The sequence below is a fragment of the Phytopseudomonas daroniae genome (genome assembly GCF_004327285.1).
GTDB classification, from domain to species: Bacteria; Pseudomonadota; Gammaproteobacteria; order Pseudomonadales; family Pseudomonadaceae; genus Aquipseudomonas; species Aquipseudomonas daroniae.
The window spans coordinates 122,388-140,033 of sequence record NZ_QJUI01000003.1 but is presented as its reverse complement, the minus strand read 5'-3'; the positions used below and the strand labels follow the sequence as shown (position 1 = coordinate 140,033).

Below are 17,646 nucleotides of genomic sequence, written 5' to 3'. Positions count from 1 at the left end.
GGCGCCAGCTCACCTGATTGGGCGAGCCGGGTGGACGTGTCGTCCGGGCCGTGAAACTGAGATAAAGCTTACGCCCGACGACGCGACCAGAAATTGCAAAAATTGCTCATCAATACGCCACTTGCGCAATTTTAATTTAATCCGGCACTATTCAGCGCAAGCGAACAACAAATAAGCCTGGCCATGAACAAACTCGACCGCTACGACCTGAACATTCTCGCCGAATTGCAGCGCGACGCGACCCTGTCCAACCAGGATCTGGCCGAGCGCATCGGCCTCTCCCCCTCGCCCTGCTCGCGGCGGGTCAAACAGCTGGAGGATGACGGCTACATCGTGCAGCAGGTCGCCCTGCTGGATCGCAAGAAACTCGGCCTGAGTCTGACCGCCTATGTGCTGATCGGCATGGATCGCCACACGCCGGAGCGCTTCGAGCACTTTCAGGAAGAGATCCGCAAATGCCCCGAAGTATTGGAGTGCTGCCTGGTCACCGGGATGGACGCCGACTACCAGCTCAAAGTGGTGGTACCGGACATGGATCACTACCAGAAACTGCTGCTCGGCACCCTGACCCGCATCGACGGCGTTTCCAGCGTGCGTTCGAGCTTCGTGCTGCAGCAGATTCTCTCCAGCACGCAGCTACCCCTCCAACACTTGCGCAGTTAAAGACCATACGACCAATAGGGAGCTACGCACTCAGGCCTGCCAGCGTGTAATATCCACACGTTTGCTGTGCCTTGTGCGGTTCCTCCAATAACAACAGCGATGCGCGTTTCTCACGACTCGTCGCGTACCCGCCCCCTTCGTCATTACCCCAGGGCGACACAGCTTCATTGATCGCCAATGAGGTCGCGATGGAACCGGAAGTTTTCGAAGAGCTGATGATGACCCTGCTGGTCGGCGGACTGGTGCTGTTCATGGCGTTCATCGTCTGGGATCTGGCGAAGAACTCCAAAGCCGGTCGCTTCGGTACCTTCATTCTGTTCTTCGCCCTTGGCCTTGGCGTACTCGGCTTTCTGATCAAGACGCTGGTCATCGCGGGCCTGGAAGGCGTCTAAACCCCATAACGACAATGGCGGCGAATAGCGCCGTCACCCTGTCTGCTGCTTACCCTATGGAGAAATACATGAACGCCACTGATCGCGTCATGCAGAGTTACGGACGCTGCTGTGCCAGCCCCGCCTTTTTCGACGATTTCTATCGGTATTTTCTCGACAGCTCGCCAGCGATCCGCGAGAAGTTCGTCAATACCGACATGCCCGCGCAAAAGCTGCTGCTGCGCCAGGGCATCCTCAATCTCGTCATGCACGCCCGTGGCATGCCGGACACCAAACTTCGCGCCCTGGGCTGCACCCATGCACGTACGGCCATGGACATCCGTCCGGAGCTTTACGATCTGTGGCTGGAGTCACTGCTGGCAACCATCGCCCACCACGATCCTCAATACGATCCGCAAACGCGGCACGCCTGGCTAGATGTGCTGCGCCAGGGCATCGCGGTGATCAAGGCGCAGTACTGATCGTTTGCTTACCGTCGCTTCGTTGTCCTAGCCATTCGACCAGCCTGGCAAGCGGCATAGGTCGCGCAAACCAGAATCCCTGGCCATGGCTACAGCCCAGCGCACGCAGACAGTTGAGCTGGCTTTCGTTTTCCACACCTTCGGCAATGGCCTGCATGCCCAGGTCGTCAGCAAGGGTCAGAACGGCACGAACGATCGCTTCATCGCGTCGGCTGCCCGGCAGCCTGAGCACGAACGAACGGTCGATTTTCAATTTGCTGAAGTACAGGCTTTTCAGACGAGCCAGAGACGAATGGCCCACACCGAAATCATCCATGGCCAGGCGAACCCCGGCTTCGTTCAGGCGGCGGGCATTGGCCTGGACGCACAACAGGTTCTTCATCTCCTCATCTTCGGTGATCTCGAGCTCGAGCCGGTCTGCCGACTGCCCGGTCTGCGTAAGCGTGCCATACACGAAATCGAAGAAATCAGCTTCGCCGAACAACGAGGCGCAGACATTCACCGCCACTCCGACATCCAGAATTCCACGTTCAGCCAGATGCCTGGCATCCTCGCAGGCCTGGCGAATGACCCAACGACCGATGTCCGACATCAGGCCATGCTCGATGGCCAGGGCAATGAATTGTCCTGGCGCAACCAACCCGCGCTCTCCATCACGCCAGCGCAGCAACGCCTCCATACCCGACACACCCAGGGTATGCATATCGAACTGCGGCTGGTAGTGCAATTCCAGCTCGCGGCGGGAGACAGCCTGCCCCAACCTGATGACCATCCGCCGGGCGCGTTCAGCCTGCTCATTCGCGGCACTGGCGTATAGGCAGACGGCACCGCTGGCGAGTTGCCTGCCAGCCCGCCGGTAGTTCTTGGATTCATCGTCGAGAAGACGGATGACATATTGCGGCTCGGGATAACCGGTCGGCCTGTCATGCGTCACCGGCAAACGGCTCTGCTCCGTGAGGCGATGGCACTCGCTGGGCTCAACACAGACGAGCAGGCAGCGCCACTGCTCGCCCACGACCATCACCCTGGTACGCAGGCGCAACGGCACGCGACTACCGTCGCGGCGTATGCCCACGCAGTGCCATTCAGAACCGCCCGTGCTCACGCAGATATCGGCCCAGGGAACGCTCGGCAGCTCGCTCAGCAACCGCAGGACAGGTTCACCGAGCATTTCCCCGCGCCCATAGCCAAACGTCTCTCGCGCCCCTTGGCTCAAGGCTTTGAGCGTGCCTTGCGCATCGCTGACCAGAACCCAGCCGGCCATCAGGTCGAAGATCGCCGCCAGCAGGGCATCTATATCAAGGTGGGAGCCTGCGACCTGTCCTCTGGCGGCCTTGCCCTGGGAATCATCTCCTACGCTCACACCGCCTCCTTCCATTGTCTGGCTTCTGCACCTCATGGGGCGCGCCCAAGCATGCCAGCGCCTGGCCGCCCCCCGGATATCCATGCAGTCGCCGAAGCGTAAGCCAGGCTTGGTATTCAAACCTCGTTTGCATGTCCAAAAAGTCGCGACGCTTTGCCTCGCTACCAGTCAGATAAGCATCTGAGCAGCAATAACGATAAATGAACGGAAACAGACCATGGCGCTCGACGCAGCGCCCTGTTTCCACGCCGCCGCGCCCCTATGGCGCCATCTCCCGATGGCAACGACAGGAGCACGACTTTCGCCTCCTGTAATGGCACCATGAAAGCACGCAGCGTAACCAAAAGTCACGTAACAAAGTTAACTGAAGCTTCAGGACTTGTTACGCCACGCCCACCCTATCCTCCGTAGTGTCTCGGGCATGGAAAAGACTCGCCAAAAATTCGCCGCTCGCCTGCGCACCGCGCTGAGCAACGCGGGCTATGCGCCGAAACCTGCGGTACTGGAACGTGAGTTCAATTTGCGCTATTGGGGCCGACCAGTGACCTTGCACGGCGTGCGCCGCTGGCTGAAGGGCGAAACCCTGCCTACGCAAGACAAGCTGCTGGTACTGGCAGAATGGTTGAACATAGACCCCCGCACCCTGCGTTTCGGCGAAGAGGTTTCCGAGCGGATCGACAACCAGAAACAGCGTCACGAACTCCTGCTCAATCAGGAGCGGGAGATCATCAATGCGTTTCTGGGGCTCTCGGAAACTCGTCGCAAGCTCATCCGGGATCTGATCACCACCTGCGTTCAGGCCGAACGCAGCCAGGCTCACCTGCTCAACGAACGACTTGCGCACAATACCCAGGAGAGAGGGGAAGGCGACGACTGAGCAGCGATCAGTCGAGCATCGCCTCCCGCCACTCGCCCGGCTGCAGGCCCTCCAGCGCCCAGGGGCCGATACGCACGCGCACCAGGCGCAGGGTCGGCAAGCCTACAGCGGCGGTCATGCGCCGCACCTGGCGGTTGCGGCCTTCACGAATCACCAGCTCCAACCAGCCTGTTGGCACACTTTTACGAAAGCGTACTGGCGGGTTGCGTGGCCACAACTCGGGCTCATCGAGCAGACGCGCTTCGGCAGGCAAGGTCGGGCCATCGTTGAGCTGCACGCCGTCGCGTAGTTGCTGCAGTTGCTCGGCGCTTGGCTCGCCCTCGACCTGCACCCAATAAGTCTTGGCCAGCTTGTGCCTGGGATCGGCGATACGCGCCTGCAACTGGCCGTCATTGGTGAGCAGCAGCAGACCTTCGCTGTCACGATCCAGCCGCCCGGCCGGATACACACCCGGTATCGCGACGAAATCCTTGAGCGTGGCGCGGCCCAGGTCGTCATTGAACTGGGTCAGCACGTCGAAAGGCTTGTTCAGCACGATCAGGCGCGTTTCGGCAGGTGGCGCCTTGGCCACACGATAGGGCCGTGACGCGGGGCGAGAGGGTCGAGACATGCGGCGGAGCCATAGGGAAAGCGAGGCGCGCAGTTTACCGTAAAGGATTAGCGCCCACTTCGATCGATGACCGGTGCGTGCAGCGCCATCAGCTCGACGACCCAGTCGATGAATACGCGCAACTTGGCGCTGACGTGACGGTTCGGCGGATAGGCGATGTACATCGGCATCGGCTCGAATTGCCAGTCCTCGAAAACGGCGACCAGTTCGCCACGCAGCAGATGCTCTCGAGACATGTAATTCGGCAGCCAGAGCACACCCAGCCCCGCCAACCCGGCCGCCAGGTAGGCGTTGCCATCGTCCACCGCCAGCACATAGCGCCCTTCCACGTCGACGCGCTCGCCATCGCGGTGCATGACATACGAAAACAGCTTGCCGGCCCGCGCTCGCTGAAAGCCGACGATACGGTGATGGCTATCGGCGAGCTCCCGCGGGTGCTCAGGGGTACCGGAACGCTGCAGGTAACTGGGCGCCGCATACACACCCGACTGCAGATCGCCGACGCGGCGCGCCATCAGTGACTGATCGGTGATCTCGCCGCCGCGAATCACGCAGTCGACGTTCTCGCCAACCAGATCGACGAGGCGGTCGCTCACCCCCAGATCGAGCTGAATGTCCGGATAACGCGCATGGAAGGCTGGCAGCGACGGCACCAGAATCATCCGCGCGAATGGGCTGGGTACATCCACTCGCAACCGTCCGCGCAACATGGCCGAGGCATCCGACAGGCTGGTTTCGGCATCCTCCATGTCGGCCAGCAGACGCACCACCCGCTCGTAATAGGCCGCACCGTCGGCAGTGACGTTGACCTTGCGCGTCGTGCGGTTCAGCAACCGGACACGCAACCGCGCCTCCAGTTGCTGCACCAACTGCGTCACGCTGGTCTTGCTCATGTGCAGCGTGTCGGCCGCCCTGGTGAAGCTGCCAGCCTCGACTACCCGGGTGAATGCCCTCATCGCGTCGAATCGATCCATGTTGCCCAACCAGTGATTATTTGGATTTCACAAACAGTGTTGATCGAACTGGCCGGTTTATCCAGCGCGCCGGCACTCCTAGAGTGAGTCCATCACTAGACGGGTCGCCATGGCCCAAAGGAGGCAACATGAATACTCGCGATGTCGTTTTTCCACCAGGCCGCCAGGCGCTCTATGAGCGCAACCGTTACTCGCCTGCCGTGCGCTCCGACGGCTTGCTGTTCGTGTCGGGACAAGTCGGCAGCCGCCCCGATGGCTCCCCCGAACCGGATCTGCAGGCACAGGTTCGGCTTGCCTTCGACAACCTCAATGCCATCCTCAACGCGGCCGGCTGCACCTTCGATGACGTGCTCGATGTGACGGTTTTCATCGTCGACCCCGAAGCGCATTTCGAAACCATCTGGCAGATCGTGCCGGAGTACTGGGGCGATGCTCCGCACCCGACGCTCACCGGCGTCGGCGTGACCTGGCTGTATGGCTTCCAGTTCGAGATCAAGGTGATCGCCAAACTGCCACAAACCCCGACGCACTGATCGGCAGGAAACGCCGAGCGGAGCAGCGCGGCGGTCAGGGTAAAGGCGGCGCAGGAACAGACGGTCAGCCTCGTGCAAATACCTTCTGTGATACACTTCGCGGCGGCCACAAGCTCCCCATCCGCCACCCGCAGCCCCTACCGGAGCCGAGATTTTCGATGTCCGATACTGCCTCGCCCAAACCCGTTGCCAGCGGCGACAAATTCCGCACCGTTCAGGGCATTACCGCGATCAAGGACGGCCAGAAGCGCCGCACCTCGAGCGAGCCCCAGGTTTACGAACCCAAGCCGAGCTGGTTGCGAGTCAAGGCACCGGGCGGCAGCCGCTTCGAAGCGGTCAAGCGCAATGTCGGCGAGCACCGTCTGAGCACCGTATGCCAGGAATCCCACTGCCCGAACATGGGCGAGTGCTGGTCCAACGGCACGGCCACGATCATGCTGATGGGTTCGGTCTGCACCCGTGCCTGCCGCTTCTGCGCGGTGGATACGGGCAACCCGAACGGCTGGCTGGACAAGGAAGAGCCGCAGAACACCGCCAAGTCGGTGGAGCTGATGGCGCTGCGTTATATCGTGCTGACCTCGGTGGATCGCGATGACCTGCCAGACGGCGGCGCCGCACACTACGCCGCCTGCGTACGGGCGATCAAGGCCAACACACCGCAGGTGGTAGTGGAAGCGTTGACGCCCGACTTCGACGGCGACCTGCCATCCATCGAGCGCGTGGTGGATTCCGGTCTCGAAGTGTTCGCCCAGAACGTCGAGACAGTCAATCGCCTGACCCGCGAAGTACGCGACCCTCGCGCCGGTTACCGGAAGACCCTCGATGTGCTGGCCCACGCCAAGCGCCATCGTCCGGACGTGCTCACCAAAACCAGCCTGATGCTCGGCCTGGGCGAGACCGACGACGAAGTTCTCGAGGCAATGGAAGATATGCGCGCCGTGGGCGTGGATATCCTCACCCTTGGCCAGTACCTGCAGCCGACCCGCAATCACCTGCCGGTAAAGCGCTGGGTGAGCCCGGACGAATTCAACCGGTTCCGCGAGATCGGCCTGCAGATGGGCTTCATGGAAGTGGCGGCCGGCCCTCTGGTGCGCTCCAGCTATCGGGCGGACAAGGTGTTCGAGAAGAACAACCTGGGTCTGGCAGCGCCAGTACCGGTACCCGGTCAGCAGACCGACAACAATCTGATTCCTGCCCTCAACGTCAATTGACGTTGCGGGTCGTGCCTTGGGCTGACCCTGAGCAGGCAGTGGGCTGAAGCGGATCGCCGCCCTGCCCACCCTACCGGCTGATCACCTGGGTATCGCTGCACTAGAGGTGCGAAGTTTACTGCCCATATCCCAAACGCTGACGAAGAGCCTGCTCAAGACGCTGGGCGACCTCATCGAACAACGGCGGCGTGCCCAGCTGATCCTTGAGCTGCGTCATCTTCAAGCCGGCATAACCGCACGGGTTGATACGCTGGAAGGGCGCCATGTCCATATCCACGTTGAGTGCCAGGCCATGGAACGAGCAGCCTCGGCGTACCCGCAAGCCTAGCGAAGCGATCTTGTCACCACTGACATACACCCCTGGCGCATCCGCCTTCGGCGCGGCTTCGACACCGTAGCTGGCCAACACCTCGACCAGGGCCTGCTCCATGGTCGTGACCAGCTCACGCACCCCCAGATCCAGACGGCGCAGATCCAGCATCAGGTACGCAACCAACTGGCCGGGGCCGTGGTAAGTCACCTGGCCACCGCGCTCTACCTGGATTACCGGGATGTCGCCGGGCGCCAGCAAATGCTCGGGCTTGCCGGCCTGCCCCTGGGTGAACACCCGCGGGTGCTGCAGCAACCAGATCTCGTCAGGCGTGGCGTCGTCGCGCTCGGCCGTCAGCTTGCGCATCGCCTCGAGGGTCGGCAGGTAATCCACCACCCCGAGGTGACGCACGATAAGGTCGGCTGTCGCCACTACAGCACCATGTGCACGCGGCCGGTGGCACGCAGGTCGACATGGATCGCCTGCAACTGCTCGACACCGGTGGCGGTGATCAGCACCTGTACGGACAGGAAACGACCGTTGCGACTGTCGCGGGTCACCAGGGTATCGGCGTCGAGATCCGGCGCATGGCGCTGGATGACCTCGATCACCAGATCACTGAAGCCGTCACCGGCTTCGCCGATCACCTTGATCGGGTAGTTCGGGCAGGGGAATTCGATTTTCGGAGCTTGAACGTCGGTGTCGGTCATGGCAATTACTGCAGGCGTCTCGCCTGTCCAATGCAAGACGCCCCTATGCGGGGCGTCCTTGTGTAAGGGTTGGGTTCAATTGAACAACCCGTAGAAGAACAGTCGAATGCTATCCCACAGGCTGCGGAAGAAGCCACCTTCCTCGACAGCTTCCAGCGCCACCAGATCGGCACTGTGCACCACCTGATCACCCATCTTCACCTCGACCTTGCCGATCACGTCACCTTGAGCGATCGGGGCAATGATCTGCGGGTTGAAGGTCATGCTGGCCTGCAGCTTCTCCAGCTGGCCTTTCGGCAGGGTCAGGGTCAGATCCTGAGCCAAACCAGCCTTGACCTGAGAGGCCTGGCCTTTCCAGACCGGCGCCTGAGCCAGCTCGGTGCCCTTCTGATAGAAGGTGCGGGTTTCGAAGAAACGGAAACCATAGGTCAGCAGCTTCTGGGTTTCAGCGGCCCGGGAGCTCTCGCTGTCGGTACCGAATACCGAGGTGATCATCCGCGCGCCATCGCGTACGGCCGAGGCTACCAAACAGAAGCCGGCTTCATTGGTGTGGCCGGTCTTCAGACCGTCGACAGTACGGTCGCGCCACAGCAGCAGGTTGCGGTTGGGCTGCTTGATGTTGTTCCAGAGGAATTCTTTCTGCGAGTAGATGGCGTAGTGGTCGGCATCCTCATTGATGATCGCGCGAGCCAGAATCGCCATGTCGTGGGCGCTGGAGTAGTGCTCAGGATGCGGCAGGCCGGTGGAGTTCATGAAATGACTGTTTTTCATGCCCAGACGCTCGGCGGTAGCGTTCATCATGTCGGCGAAGGCGTCTTCACTGCCGGCGATGTGCTCGGCAATGGCGATGCTGGCATCGTTGCCGGACTGAATGATGATGCCGTGCAACAGGTCATCGACCGTGGCCTGGCTGTTCACCGGCAGGAACATGGTGGAGCCACCCGAAGCGGCACCGCCCGTGCGCCAGGCATGCTCACTGATGGTGACCATGTCCTGTTCGCCGATCTTGCCGTTGCGAATTTCCAGGGTGGCGATGTAGGCGGTCATCAGCTTGGTCAGGCTGGCAGGCGGCAGGCGCTCGTCGCCATTGTTCTCGACCAGGACGTTGCCACTGGCACCATCCATCAGCACATAGGACTTGGCTGCCAGTTGTGGCGGAGCCGGCAACGGCGCCTGGTTGGCCCAGGCGCTGGAGGCGCCGAGCAGCATAAGTGACAGGAAGATGCGTTGCGCGAAGCTGGTGATTTTCATCCGTCTCTCTAGATCGCTGATGGTCGAACAGGCCCTTGCGGGCAAATATGAAATGTCATCGCCGCACGCTGGCGGCGATTCACTGCTTAGTCAGGCGGCGGGCCGATAAGTTGCCAACGCCGAAGGGCTGTGCCCCTCAGTCCGCCTTGACCAGAGTCGCTTGCCCGAGATTGGCCACGCGAATGCTGTCACGCACTCGCTCAGCCTCGCCCTGGCTGTTGATCGGGCCCAGTCGCACGCGGTGCAATATCTGCTGGTTGCGCACCACTGAGTTGATGAACACCGGGGCAGTCACCGATTCGCTCAACTTGGCCTTGAGGAGCTCCGCAGCGTCGGGATTGGCGAAGGCTCCCACTTGGAGATACAGGCCAGACGCTGCGGCTGAAGCGTTTTTTTTTGAGTCGATCTGTACCGGCACGGTGGCGGCGGCATGCTGTTGCGGCGGCGGCGAGTACTGCTCTACCGGGGCACTGGCCAGCTGCAACTGGGCCGCCTGGGCGGGCTGAACCTTGGCCATCTGCGGCTGCGCCATCATCATCGGCACCGGACGCCCCTGCTGAGCCCACCACTCGGTCGGGTCGATACCTTCCACGCGAACCTGAGCGGTGCCCTTCTCGGCGTAACCGAGCTTCTTGGCGGCAGCGAAGGACAGATCGATGATGCGATCGGAATAGAACGGCCCACGGTCGTTGACCCGCAGGATCACGGTCTTGCCGTTCTCCAGGTTGGTCACTCGCACGTAGCTGGGCAGCGGCAAGGTCTTGTGCGCGGCGGTCATGCCGTACAGGTCGTAGGATTCGCCGTTGGCGGTAGCCTGGCCGTGGAACTTGGTGCCGTACCAGGAGGCTGGGCCGGTCGCGGTATAGCGGCGGGCATCGGCGATCGGGTAGTACTGCTTGCCGAATACCACATAAGGGCTGGCCTTCACCGGGCCGTAATGCGGCATGGGGATGGCGTCCTGGATCTTCGAGACGTCGACATCCCACCAGGGCGCACCGTCCTTGTGCGGGCGGTTGAAATCGGATGGCCCGGAAATCGAACCACCGGAAGATGGCACCGGCGCGGTGCCTGTCGGCGCACGGCTGGAGGAACAGCTCGCCAGCAGCAGCGCAACGATGCCGCACACGGCCAGTTTGAATGGCAACCCCGTCATTGATTGGCACCTCGGGCCTGAACCAGCAACTCGGACAACTGATTGACCGCCATGGCATACATCACGCTGCGGTTGTAGCGGGTAATAACATAGAAGTTGGGTTGGCCAATCCAGTACTCGGCGCCTTCTGCGCCTTCGAGGCGGAACGCGGTTACCGGCAGATCATCGGCCAGCTCGTCGTTGCTCGACCAACCCAAAGTGCGCAGTTCGGCCACGTTCTTTTCCGGATCGAGGCCGGTACTCAGGCCCTGATCGACCTGCTCCCCCTCGACCGTGGCAAGGCTCGCCACCGGCTGCCCCGGCTGCCAGTTGTGACGCTTGAAATAGCTGGCAACGCTGCCGATGGCATCCACCGGGTTGCTCCAGATGTTGATGTGGCCATCGCCGTCGAAGTCCACCGCATAGGCGCGGAAACTGCTCGGCATGAACTGCGGCAGGCCCATGGCGCCAGCGTAGGAACCTTTCAGGCTGGCCGGATCGACCTGCTCTTCACGGGTCAGCATGAGGAACTCGCGCAGCTCCTTGCGAAAGAATGGCGCACGCGGCGGGTAATCGAAGGCCAGGGTGGACAGCGCATCGATGACCCGGTAGCTGCCGGTGTTGCCGCCGTAAGACGTCTCTACGCCGATGATGGCGACGATGATCTCGGCAGGTACGCCGTATTCTTTTTCGGCGCGCGCCAGGGCTTCGGCGTGTTCGTTCCAGAACGCCACGCCCTTATTGATACGAGCGTCGGTAATGAAGATCGGCCGATATTCCTTCCACGGCTTGACCCGCTCTGCCGGACGCGAAATGGCGTCGAGAATCGCCTGTTTGCGCTCCACACCGGAGAACAGCGTACTCAGTTGCTCGCTGGCAAACCCGTAATCACGAGTCATCTCGGTGATGAACTCGCCGACCTGCGGCGAATTCGCATATTCGTTGGCAGCCATCACCTGTGGAGCCCCAAGCAGGCCGGCGACCGCCAGCCAATGTGCATGTCGTGCGGCCCAGCCACGCAAAATCTGCATTGAATTCATAACCCCAATCAAGCCTGAGCAATCCACTTACGGTGCGTGTGGATGGACATCAGAATTCCGAAACCCGACAACAACGTAATCAAAGACGTGCCGCCATAACTGATAAACGGCAGCGGCACACCCACTACCGGCAACAAACCACTGACCATGCCGATATTGATGAAGACATAGACAAAGAAGGTCATGGTCAGACCGCCGGCGAGCAGCTTACCGAACAGCGTCTGCGCTTGCACGGTAATCACCAGACCGCGCGCAATCAACAGAATGTACAAAAGCAGCAACAGACAGACACCAATCAGGCCAAATTCTTCGGCCAAAACGGCAATGATAAAGTCCGTGTGGCTCTCCGGCAAAAAGTCCAGGTGCGACTGGGTACCAAGCAGCCAGCCCTTACCGAACACGCCGCCCGAGCCGATCGCCGCCTTGGACTGGATGATGTTCCAGCCCGCGCCCAACGGATCGCTCTCCGGATTGATGAAGGTCAGCACCCGGCGCTTCTGGTAGTCGTGCATGACGAAAAACCACATCGCCACGGCAATCGGCGCAATGGCGGCGACGGCGCCGGCAATCCAGCGCCATTGCAGCCCGGCCATGAACAGCACAAAGGCGCCGGAGGCGAGAATCAACATCGAAGTGCCCAGATCCGGCTGCAGCAGGATCAGCACGAACGGTGTGACGATCAGCCCGAGACTGACGCAAACGTGCTTGAAGCTCGGCGGCAGGCTGCGCTTGGCCAGGTACCATGCCATGGTCGCCGGCATCAGGATCTTCATGAACTCCGACGGCTGGAAGCGGATCACCCCGGGGATGTTGATCCAGCGCGTGGCGCCCATGGCGTTGTGGCCCATGACGTCCACCACCACCAGCAGGCCGACGCCGCACAGGTAGCCCAGCGGCACCCAGCGGGCCATGAAGCGTGGTTCGAACTGGGCGATCACCACCATCGCCACCAGACCGATGCCAAAGGAGGAGGCCTGCTTCATCAGCAGATCGACGTTCTTGCCGCTGGCCGAATAAAGGATGAACAGGCTGCCGGTGGCGAGCAGCAACAGCAGCAGCAACAGAATGCCGTCGATGTGCAGGCGCTGCAGCAGGCTGGAGCGACGACGCAGAACGTCGTCGGTGGAAAGCGTGCGGTCGAAGCTACCGGTCAGGCTCATCGATGCTTCACCTCTGCGTTGAGCGGTGCCGAGGCACCTGGCGTAGCGTATTCGGCCTTGAGTTGACCGTTCTCGTCGAGCAGCCAGGCATCCATCACCTGCTTGACCACCGGCGCGCCCACAGCGCCGCCCGACTCACCGTTCTCGACCATCACCGCCACCACGATCTGCGGGTTCTCGGCCGGGGCGAAGGCGACGAACAAGGCATGGTCACGATGACGCTCCTGCACCTTGTTGCGGTCGTACTTCTCGCCCTGCTTGATCGCCACCACCTGGGCGGTACCGCTCTTGCCGGCGATGCGATAGGCGGCACTGTCGCCCACCTTGCGCGCCGTACCCCGAGCGCCGTGCATCACCTGCTCCATGCCCAGTCGCGCGTAATCCCAGGTCTTGGGATCGCGCAGCAGGATATCGGGAATCGGATTGTCGTCGAGAGGCATCTTGCCATCGACGCTCTTGGCCAGGTGCGGGCGAATCCACTTGCCGCGACTGGCCACCAGCGCCGTGGCCTGGGCCAGTTGCAGCGGCGTGGTCTGCATGTAGCCCTGACCGATCCCCAGAATCAGCGTTTCGCCGGGGTACCAGGGCTGGCGGTAACGGGCGCGCTTCCAGTCGCGCGACGGCATCAGGCCGGCGGTTTCCTCGAACATGTCCAGCGATACCCGCTGACCGAGGCCGAAACGGCTCATGTAGTCGTGCAGCCGGTCGATACCGAGCTTGTGCGCCAGATCGTAAAAGTAGGTGTCGTTCGAGCGGGCAATGGCCAGGCTCAAATCTACCCAGCCATCGCCAGTGCGGTTCCAGTTGCGGTACTTGTGGCTATGGTTGGCCAGTTGGTAGAAGCCGGGGTCGAACACGCGCGAAGTCGGCGTGATCACGCCAGCATCCAGACCCGCCACGGCCACCATTGGCTTGATCGTCGAGCCCGGCGGGTAGAGGCCGCGCAACACGCGGTTGTACAACGGCCGATCGATGGAATCGCGCAGGTCGGCGTAGGCCTTGAAGCTGATGCCGGTGACGAACGGATTGGGGTCGAAGCTGGGCTGGCTGACCATGGCCAGCACCTCGCCGGTCGACGGCTGGATTGCCACCACCGAGCCACGCCGACCACCCAGTGCATTCTCGGCAACCTCCTGCAGGTGCACGTCCAGGGTCAGCACGATGTCCTTGCCGGGCAGCGGGTCGGTGCGATTGAGCACGCGTAACACGCGGCCGCGGGCGTTGGTCTCGACCTCTTCGTAACCGACCTTGCCGTGCAACTGATCTTCGTAGAAACGCTCGATGCCGGTCTTGCCGATATGGTGAGTACCGCTGTACTCCACCGGGTCGAGCTCCTTGAGCTCGCGCTCGTTGATGCGTCCCACGTAACCGACCGAGTGGGCGAAATGCTCGCGCTGCGGATAGTGGCGCACCAACTGGGCCACCACCTCGACGCCAGGCAGGCGGAACTGGTTCACCGCCAGCCGGGCGATCTGCTCTTCACTGAGCTCGAACAGCACCGGCACCGGCTCGAACGGCCGCCGCCCCTGGCGTACACGCCTCTCGAACAATTCGCGATCATCGGGGGTGAGCTGCAGCACCTCGACGATCACGTCCAGCACCTGCTCCCAGTCACCGGCACGCTCGCGGGTAAGGGTCAGACTGAAGCTGGGCCGGTTGTCGGCAATGATCACCCCGTTGCGGTCGTAGATGAGCCCGCGGTTCGGCGGGATCGGCTGCACGTGGATGCGATTGTTCTCCGCCAGCGTGGAGTGGTACTCGTACTGGATCACCTGCAGGTAATACATGCGGGCGATCAGCGCCAGGGTCAGCACCAGAAAAAGCACGCCACCGACCAGCGTGCGTCTGCGGATGAGGCGCGCGTCCTTTTCGTGGTCTTTGAGGCGAATCGGCTGGGGCATCGGGATCGCTGACTACTTGTGATAAGGGTGACCGGACAACACCGTCCAGGCACGATAAATCTGTTCGCCGACCAGTATCCGTACCAGCGGGTGAGGCAAGGTCAATGGCGACAGCGACCAGCGCTGTTCGCTACGCGCCTGGACTTCCGGCGCCAGCCCTTCCGGGCCGCCGACCATGAGATTGACGGTGCGCGAATCCAGGCGCCACTTGTCGAGTTCGACCGCCAATTGCTCGGTACTCCAGGGCCGCCCTTCGACTTCCAGGGTGACGATGCGTTCCCCGGGCTGCACCTTGGCCAGCATGGCTTCGCCTTCCTGGCGGATCATCCGCACCACGTCGGCGTTCTTGCCGCGCGTGGTCAGGGGAATTTCCAGCAGTTCCAGGGACAGCTCGGACGGCATGCGTTTGGCATACTCCTGCCAGCCGTCTTCGACCCAACGCGGCATGCGCGAGCCGACCGCAATCAGTTTGATGCGCACGACAGCCGGCCCTTACTCGCGCTCGATGCCTTGCTGCGCACGGCTCTGCTCGGCGCCCTGCCACAGACGTTCCAGGTCATAGAACTGGCGAGCGGTAGGCAGCATCACGTGAACGACGATATCGCCCAGGTCGAGCAGTGCCCATTCGCCGCTGTCCAGGCCTTCGCTGCCGATCGGCCGCACGCCCTGCTCCTTGGTCTTTTCCAGCACGTTGTCGACCAGCGACTTGACGTGACGGCTGGAGGTGCCGCTGGCGATCACCATGTAATCGGTGATGCTGGTCTTCTCGCGCACATCGATGGTGGTGATGTCCTGCGCCTTGATCTCTTCCAGTGCTGCGATGGCCACTTTGACCAGGTCTTCACTGTGCATGGTTTGCTTCGTCATAACTAACTCGTTTGCCTCGTGTTCGATTTACCCACGGTACAGTCCATGGGCATTGATATAAGCCAGTACCGCATCGGGCACCAGAAAGCGCACCGATCGGCCGCTCACCAGCAGCGAACGGATCTGGGTGGCAGACACCGCCAGCGGTGTCTGCCAGATGAAAGAAATCTGCCCCGCCGGCCCGTCGAGCGCCAGTGGGTCGGCAATATTGCGTGCCGCCAGCAGGTCACGCAGCGGCTCGCTCGCCTCGCTGTCGGCATCCGGGCGCTGCAGCACCAGAATATGACAGTGGCGCAGCAGCTCGTCCCAACGGTGCCAGGCTGGCAAACCGCAAAAGGCATCCCAGCCCAGAATCAGAAACAACTGATCATCCGCTGCCAGTTCGCCCCGCAGCGACTCCAGGGTGTCGATACTGTAGGACGGTTTGTCGCGCAGCAGCTCGCGGTCATCCACCTGCAACTGCGGCAATCCCGCCACTGCCTGCTCGACCATCGCCAGGCGATCCTGCGCCCCAACCTGAGGGGTTTCCCGGTGCGGTGGACGTGCACTGGGGATCAGCCGCAGCTCGTCCAGCCCCATGAACTCGACCACCTCCAGCGCTGCGCGCAGATGGCCGATGTGCACCGGATCGAAGGTACCGCCCAACAGTCCGATGCGTTTGCGGCTCGCCATCAGGTGCGCACGTGACCGTCGCCGAATACTACGTACTTCTCGCTGGTCAGCCCCAACAGGCCAACCGGCCCGCGGGCGTGCAGTTTGTCGGTGGAAATACCGATCTCCGCGCCCAGGCCATACTCGAAACCATCGGCGAAACGCGTCGAGGCGTTGACCATCACCGAGCTGGAATCCACCTCGGTGAGGAAGCGCCGCGCATCACTGAAGTTCTCGGTAATGATCGCGTCGGTGTGCTGCGAACCATAGGTGTTGATGTGCTCGATGGCAGACTCCAGCGAGTCGACCACACGGATCGCCAGGATCGGCGCGTTGTACTCGGCATGCCAGTCGTCTTCGCTGGCTTCCAGCACGTCGCTGCCCAGCAGCGCGCGGGTCTGCGCATCGCCGCGCAGTTCGACGCCCTTGTCACGGTAGATGGCGGCCAGCGGCGGCAACACGCGCGCGGCGATATCGACATGCACCAGCAGGGTTTCCATGGTGTTGCACGGCGAGTAACGCTGGGTCTTGGAGTTGTCGCAAACGCGGATGGCCTTGTCGAGGTCAGCGGCGATGTCGACATAAACGTGACAAACCCCGTCCAGGTGTTTGATCACCGGCACCTTGGCTTCACGGCTGATGCGCTCGATCAGGCCCTTGCCGCCACGCGGCACGATCACGTCGACGAACTCGGGCATGGTGATCAGCGCTCCGACGGCGGCACGATCCGTGGTCTCCACGACCTGCACCGCACTGGCCGACAAACCGGCTTCGGCCAGGCCTGCCTGGATGCAGCGGGCGATGGCCTGATTGGAATGAATCGCCTCGGAGCCGCCACGCAGAATGGTGGCGTTGCCCGATTTCAGGCACAGGCTGGCCGCATCGATGGTCACGTTGGGCCGCGACTCGTAGATGATGCCGATCACGCCCAGCGGTACACGCATCTTGCCGACCTGGATGCCGGAAGGCAGGTAACGCATGCCCTGGATCTCGCCGATGGGATCCGGCAGCGTGGCGACCTGACGCAGGCCTTCGATCATGCTGTCGATCACCTTGGGCGTCAGCGCCAGGCGGTCGAGCATGGCCGGTTCCAGGCCGTTGGCGCGGCCGGCGGCCAGATCCAGTTCGTTGGCGGCACTCAGCTCGGCGCGCGCGGCGTCGAGCGCAGCGGCGGCGGCCTGCAGGGCCTGGTTCTTCTGCGCGGTGCTGGCCCGCGCGAGCACGCGCGAAGCCTGGCGGGCGGCGCGGCCCAGGCGGGTCATGTAGTCAAGCACGGACTCGGTCATGGCAACTCAGGTCTGGCAGTTGGAAAAAGTTGCTGATTATAGCGGTCATGCCGCCCCGCGCACAGCGGCGCCTGGCAGAAGGTTGTTTCGAGCTGCAAGCTGCAAGCTGCAAGCCACAAGCTTCAAGTTAAAGGTGAATCGGCGCTCTTCCAGCTTCTGGCTTGAAGCTAATTGCTATGATCTGCCGCGCTTCGCAACATGACAGGAAACCCATTCCCACACGGATGGGTCGAAGCCTGCGTTCTCTCGTCTGA

21 protein-coding genes are annotated in these 17,646 nt (G+C 62.1%); 7 read left to right on the top strand and 14 right to left on the bottom strand.

Going from position 1 to position 17,646, the window contains the following annotated elements; all coding sequences use genetic code 11:
- The first annotated feature begins 183 nt into the window (after window positions 1-183).
- From DNK06_RS04230 to DNK06_RS04220, 3 genes are all read left to right on the top strand, one after another.
- The gene (locus tag DNK06_RS04230; RefSeq protein ID WP_042554872.1) at window positions 184-663 is read left to right on the top strand and encodes an Lrp/AsnC family transcriptional regulator; all 480 of its coding nucleotides are present in this window, start codon (window positions 184-186) and stop codon (window positions 661-663) included.
- A 188-nt stretch (window positions 664-851) separates the two neighbouring features.
- Window positions 852-1,055: a DUF2788 domain-containing protein gene (locus tag DNK06_RS04225; RefSeq protein ID WP_131178790.1), complete on the top strand. Its 204-nt coding sequence runs from the start codon at window positions 852-854 to the stop codon at window positions 1,053-1,055.
- A 68-nt stretch (window positions 1,056-1,123) separates the two neighbouring features.
- On the top strand, window positions 1,124-1,516 hold the full coding sequence (locus DNK06_RS04220) for a globin (RefSeq protein WP_131178789.1): 393 nt from the start codon (window positions 1,124-1,126) through the stop codon (window positions 1,514-1,516).
- Here DNK06_RS04220 and DNK06_RS04215 read toward each other — a convergent pair.
- Complete coding sequence (locus DNK06_RS04215) at window positions 1,500-2,531, bottom strand: putative bifunctional diguanylate cyclase/phosphodiesterase (protein WP_165496316.1); 1,032 nt, start codon at window positions 2,529-2,531, stop codon at window positions 1,500-1,502. The two genes, DNK06_RS04220 and DNK06_RS04215, sit on opposite strands and share 17 nt — an antisense overlap.
- A 769-nt stretch (window positions 2,532-3,300) precedes the next feature.
- Here DNK06_RS04215 and DNK06_RS04210 point away from each other — a divergent pair.
- Window positions 3,301-3,756, top strand: a complete 456-nt coding sequence (locus tag DNK06_RS04210) for an XRE family transcriptional regulator (protein WP_131178787.1) — start codon at window positions 3,301-3,303, stop codon at window positions 3,754-3,756.
- A 7-nt stretch (window positions 3,757-3,763) separates the two neighbouring features.
- On the opposite strand, the gene DNK06_RS04205 is transcribed toward DNK06_RS04210, so the two are convergent.
- Both DNK06_RS04205 and DNK06_RS04200 read right to left on the bottom strand, forming a co-directional pair.
- Complete coding sequence (locus DNK06_RS04205) at window positions 3,764-4,366, bottom strand: pseudouridine synthase (protein WP_131178786.1); 603 nt, start codon at window positions 4,364-4,366, stop codon at window positions 3,764-3,766.
- A 47-nt stretch (window positions 4,367-4,413) separates the two neighbouring features.
- On the bottom strand, window positions 4,414-5,340 hold the full coding sequence (locus DNK06_RS04200) for a LysR family transcriptional regulator (protein ID WP_131178785.1): 927 nt from the start codon (window positions 5,338-5,340) through the stop codon (window positions 4,414-4,416).
- Between the two features lie 128 nt (window positions 5,341-5,468).
- On the opposite strand from DNK06_RS04200, the gene DNK06_RS04195 reads away from it, so the two are divergent.
- Together DNK06_RS04195 and lipA are read left to right on the top strand one after the other, a co-directional pair.
- A complete protein-coding gene (locus DNK06_RS04195; RefSeq protein WP_131178784.1) occupies window positions 5,469-5,873 on the top strand; it encodes a RidA family protein in 405 nt (134 codons plus the stop codon).
- Window positions 5,874-6,031: 158 nt separating this feature from the next.
- A complete protein-coding gene (gene lipA / locus DNK06_RS04190; RefSeq protein WP_131178783.1) occupies window positions 6,032-7,084 on the top strand; it encodes a lipoyl synthase in 1,053 nt (350 codons plus the stop codon).
- A gap of 115 nt (window positions 7,085-7,199) precedes the next feature.
- Here lipA and lipB read toward each other — a convergent pair whose 3' ends face one another.
- The 11 genes from lipB to DNK06_RS04135 all read right to left on the bottom strand — a co-directional run bounded on the left by lipB (window position 7,200) and on the right by DNK06_RS04135 (window position 17,392).
- Window positions 7,200-7,826 carry a lipoyl(octanoyl) transferase LipB gene (lipB, locus tag DNK06_RS04185; protein WP_131178782.1) on the bottom strand — a complete coding sequence of 209 codons (627 nt, stop codon included), beginning with the start codon at window positions 7,824-7,826 and terminating at the stop codon, window positions 7,200-7,202.
- Window positions 7,826-8,104: a DUF493 domain-containing protein gene (locus DNK06_RS04180; protein ID WP_131178781.1), complete on the bottom strand. Its 279-nt coding sequence runs from the start codon at window positions 8,102-8,104 to the stop codon at window positions 7,826-7,828. The genes lipB and DNK06_RS04180 overlap by 1 nt, the downstream gene beginning before the upstream one ends.
- A 75-nt stretch (window positions 8,105-8,179) precedes the next feature.
- Complete coding sequence (locus tag DNK06_RS04175) at window positions 8,180-9,355, bottom strand: D-alanyl-D-alanine carboxypeptidase family protein (RefSeq protein ID WP_131178780.1); 1,176 nt, start codon at window positions 9,353-9,355, stop codon at window positions 8,180-8,182.
- Window positions 9,356-9,491: 136 nt separating this feature from the next.
- Window positions 9,492-10,508, bottom strand: coding sequence for a septal ring lytic transglycosylase RlpA family protein (locus DNK06_RS04170; protein ID WP_131178779.1), 1,017 nt, complete (start codon window positions 10,506-10,508; stop codon window positions 9,492-9,494).
- The gene (mltB, locus tag DNK06_RS04165) at window positions 10,505-11,518 is read right to left on the bottom strand and encodes a lytic murein transglycosylase B (RefSeq protein ID WP_131178778.1); all 1,014 of its coding nucleotides are present in this window, start codon (window positions 11,516-11,518) and stop codon (window positions 10,505-10,507) included. Before mltB ends, DNK06_RS04170 begins: the two co-directional genes overlap by 4 nt.
- A gap of 17 nt (window positions 11,519-11,535) precedes the next feature.
- On the bottom strand, window positions 11,536-12,681 hold the full coding sequence (rodA, locus tag DNK06_RS04160; protein ID WP_131178961.1) for a rod shape-determining protein RodA: 1,146 nt from the start codon (window positions 12,679-12,681) through the stop codon (window positions 11,536-11,538).
- A 2-nt stretch (window positions 12,682-12,683) separates the two neighbouring features.
- Window positions 12,684-14,588 (bottom strand): penicillin-binding protein 2, encoded by a 1,905-nt coding sequence (gene mrdA, locus DNK06_RS04155; RefSeq protein WP_131178777.1) that lies wholly within the window; start codon window positions 14,586-14,588, stop codon window positions 12,684-12,686.
- Window positions 14,589-14,600: 12 nt separating this feature from the next.
- Window positions 14,601-15,068: a 23S rRNA (pseudouridine(1915)-N(3))-methyltransferase RlmH gene (rlmH, locus tag DNK06_RS04150; protein WP_131178776.1), complete on the bottom strand. Its 468-nt coding sequence runs from the start codon at window positions 15,066-15,068 to the stop codon at window positions 14,601-14,603.
- A 12-nt stretch (window positions 15,069-15,080) separates the two neighbouring features.
- Complete coding sequence (gene rsfS / locus DNK06_RS04145) at window positions 15,081-15,440, bottom strand: ribosome silencing factor (RefSeq protein ID WP_131178960.1); 360 nt, start codon at window positions 15,438-15,440, stop codon at window positions 15,081-15,083.
- A gap of 42 nt (window positions 15,441-15,482) precedes the next feature.
- Window positions 15,483-16,127 (bottom strand): nicotinate-nucleotide adenylyltransferase, encoded by a 645-nt coding sequence (gene nadD / locus DNK06_RS04140; RefSeq protein ID WP_131178775.1) that lies wholly within the window; start codon window positions 16,125-16,127, stop codon window positions 15,483-15,485.
- Window positions 16,127-17,392, bottom strand: coding sequence for a glutamate-5-semialdehyde dehydrogenase (locus DNK06_RS04135; RefSeq protein ID WP_131178774.1), 1,266 nt, complete (start codon window positions 17,390-17,392; stop codon window positions 16,127-16,129). The genes nadD and DNK06_RS04135 overlap by 1 nt, the downstream gene beginning before the upstream one ends.
- On the opposite strand from DNK06_RS04135, the gene DNK06_RS04130 reads away from it, so the two are divergent.
- Entirely contained in the window at window positions 17,391-17,594 is a 204-nt protein-coding gene (locus DNK06_RS04130) for a hypothetical protein (protein WP_131178773.1), read from the top strand. The two genes, DNK06_RS04135 and DNK06_RS04130, sit on opposite strands and share 2 nt — an antisense overlap.
- The last annotated feature ends 52 nt before the right edge of the window (window positions 17,595-17,646 follow it).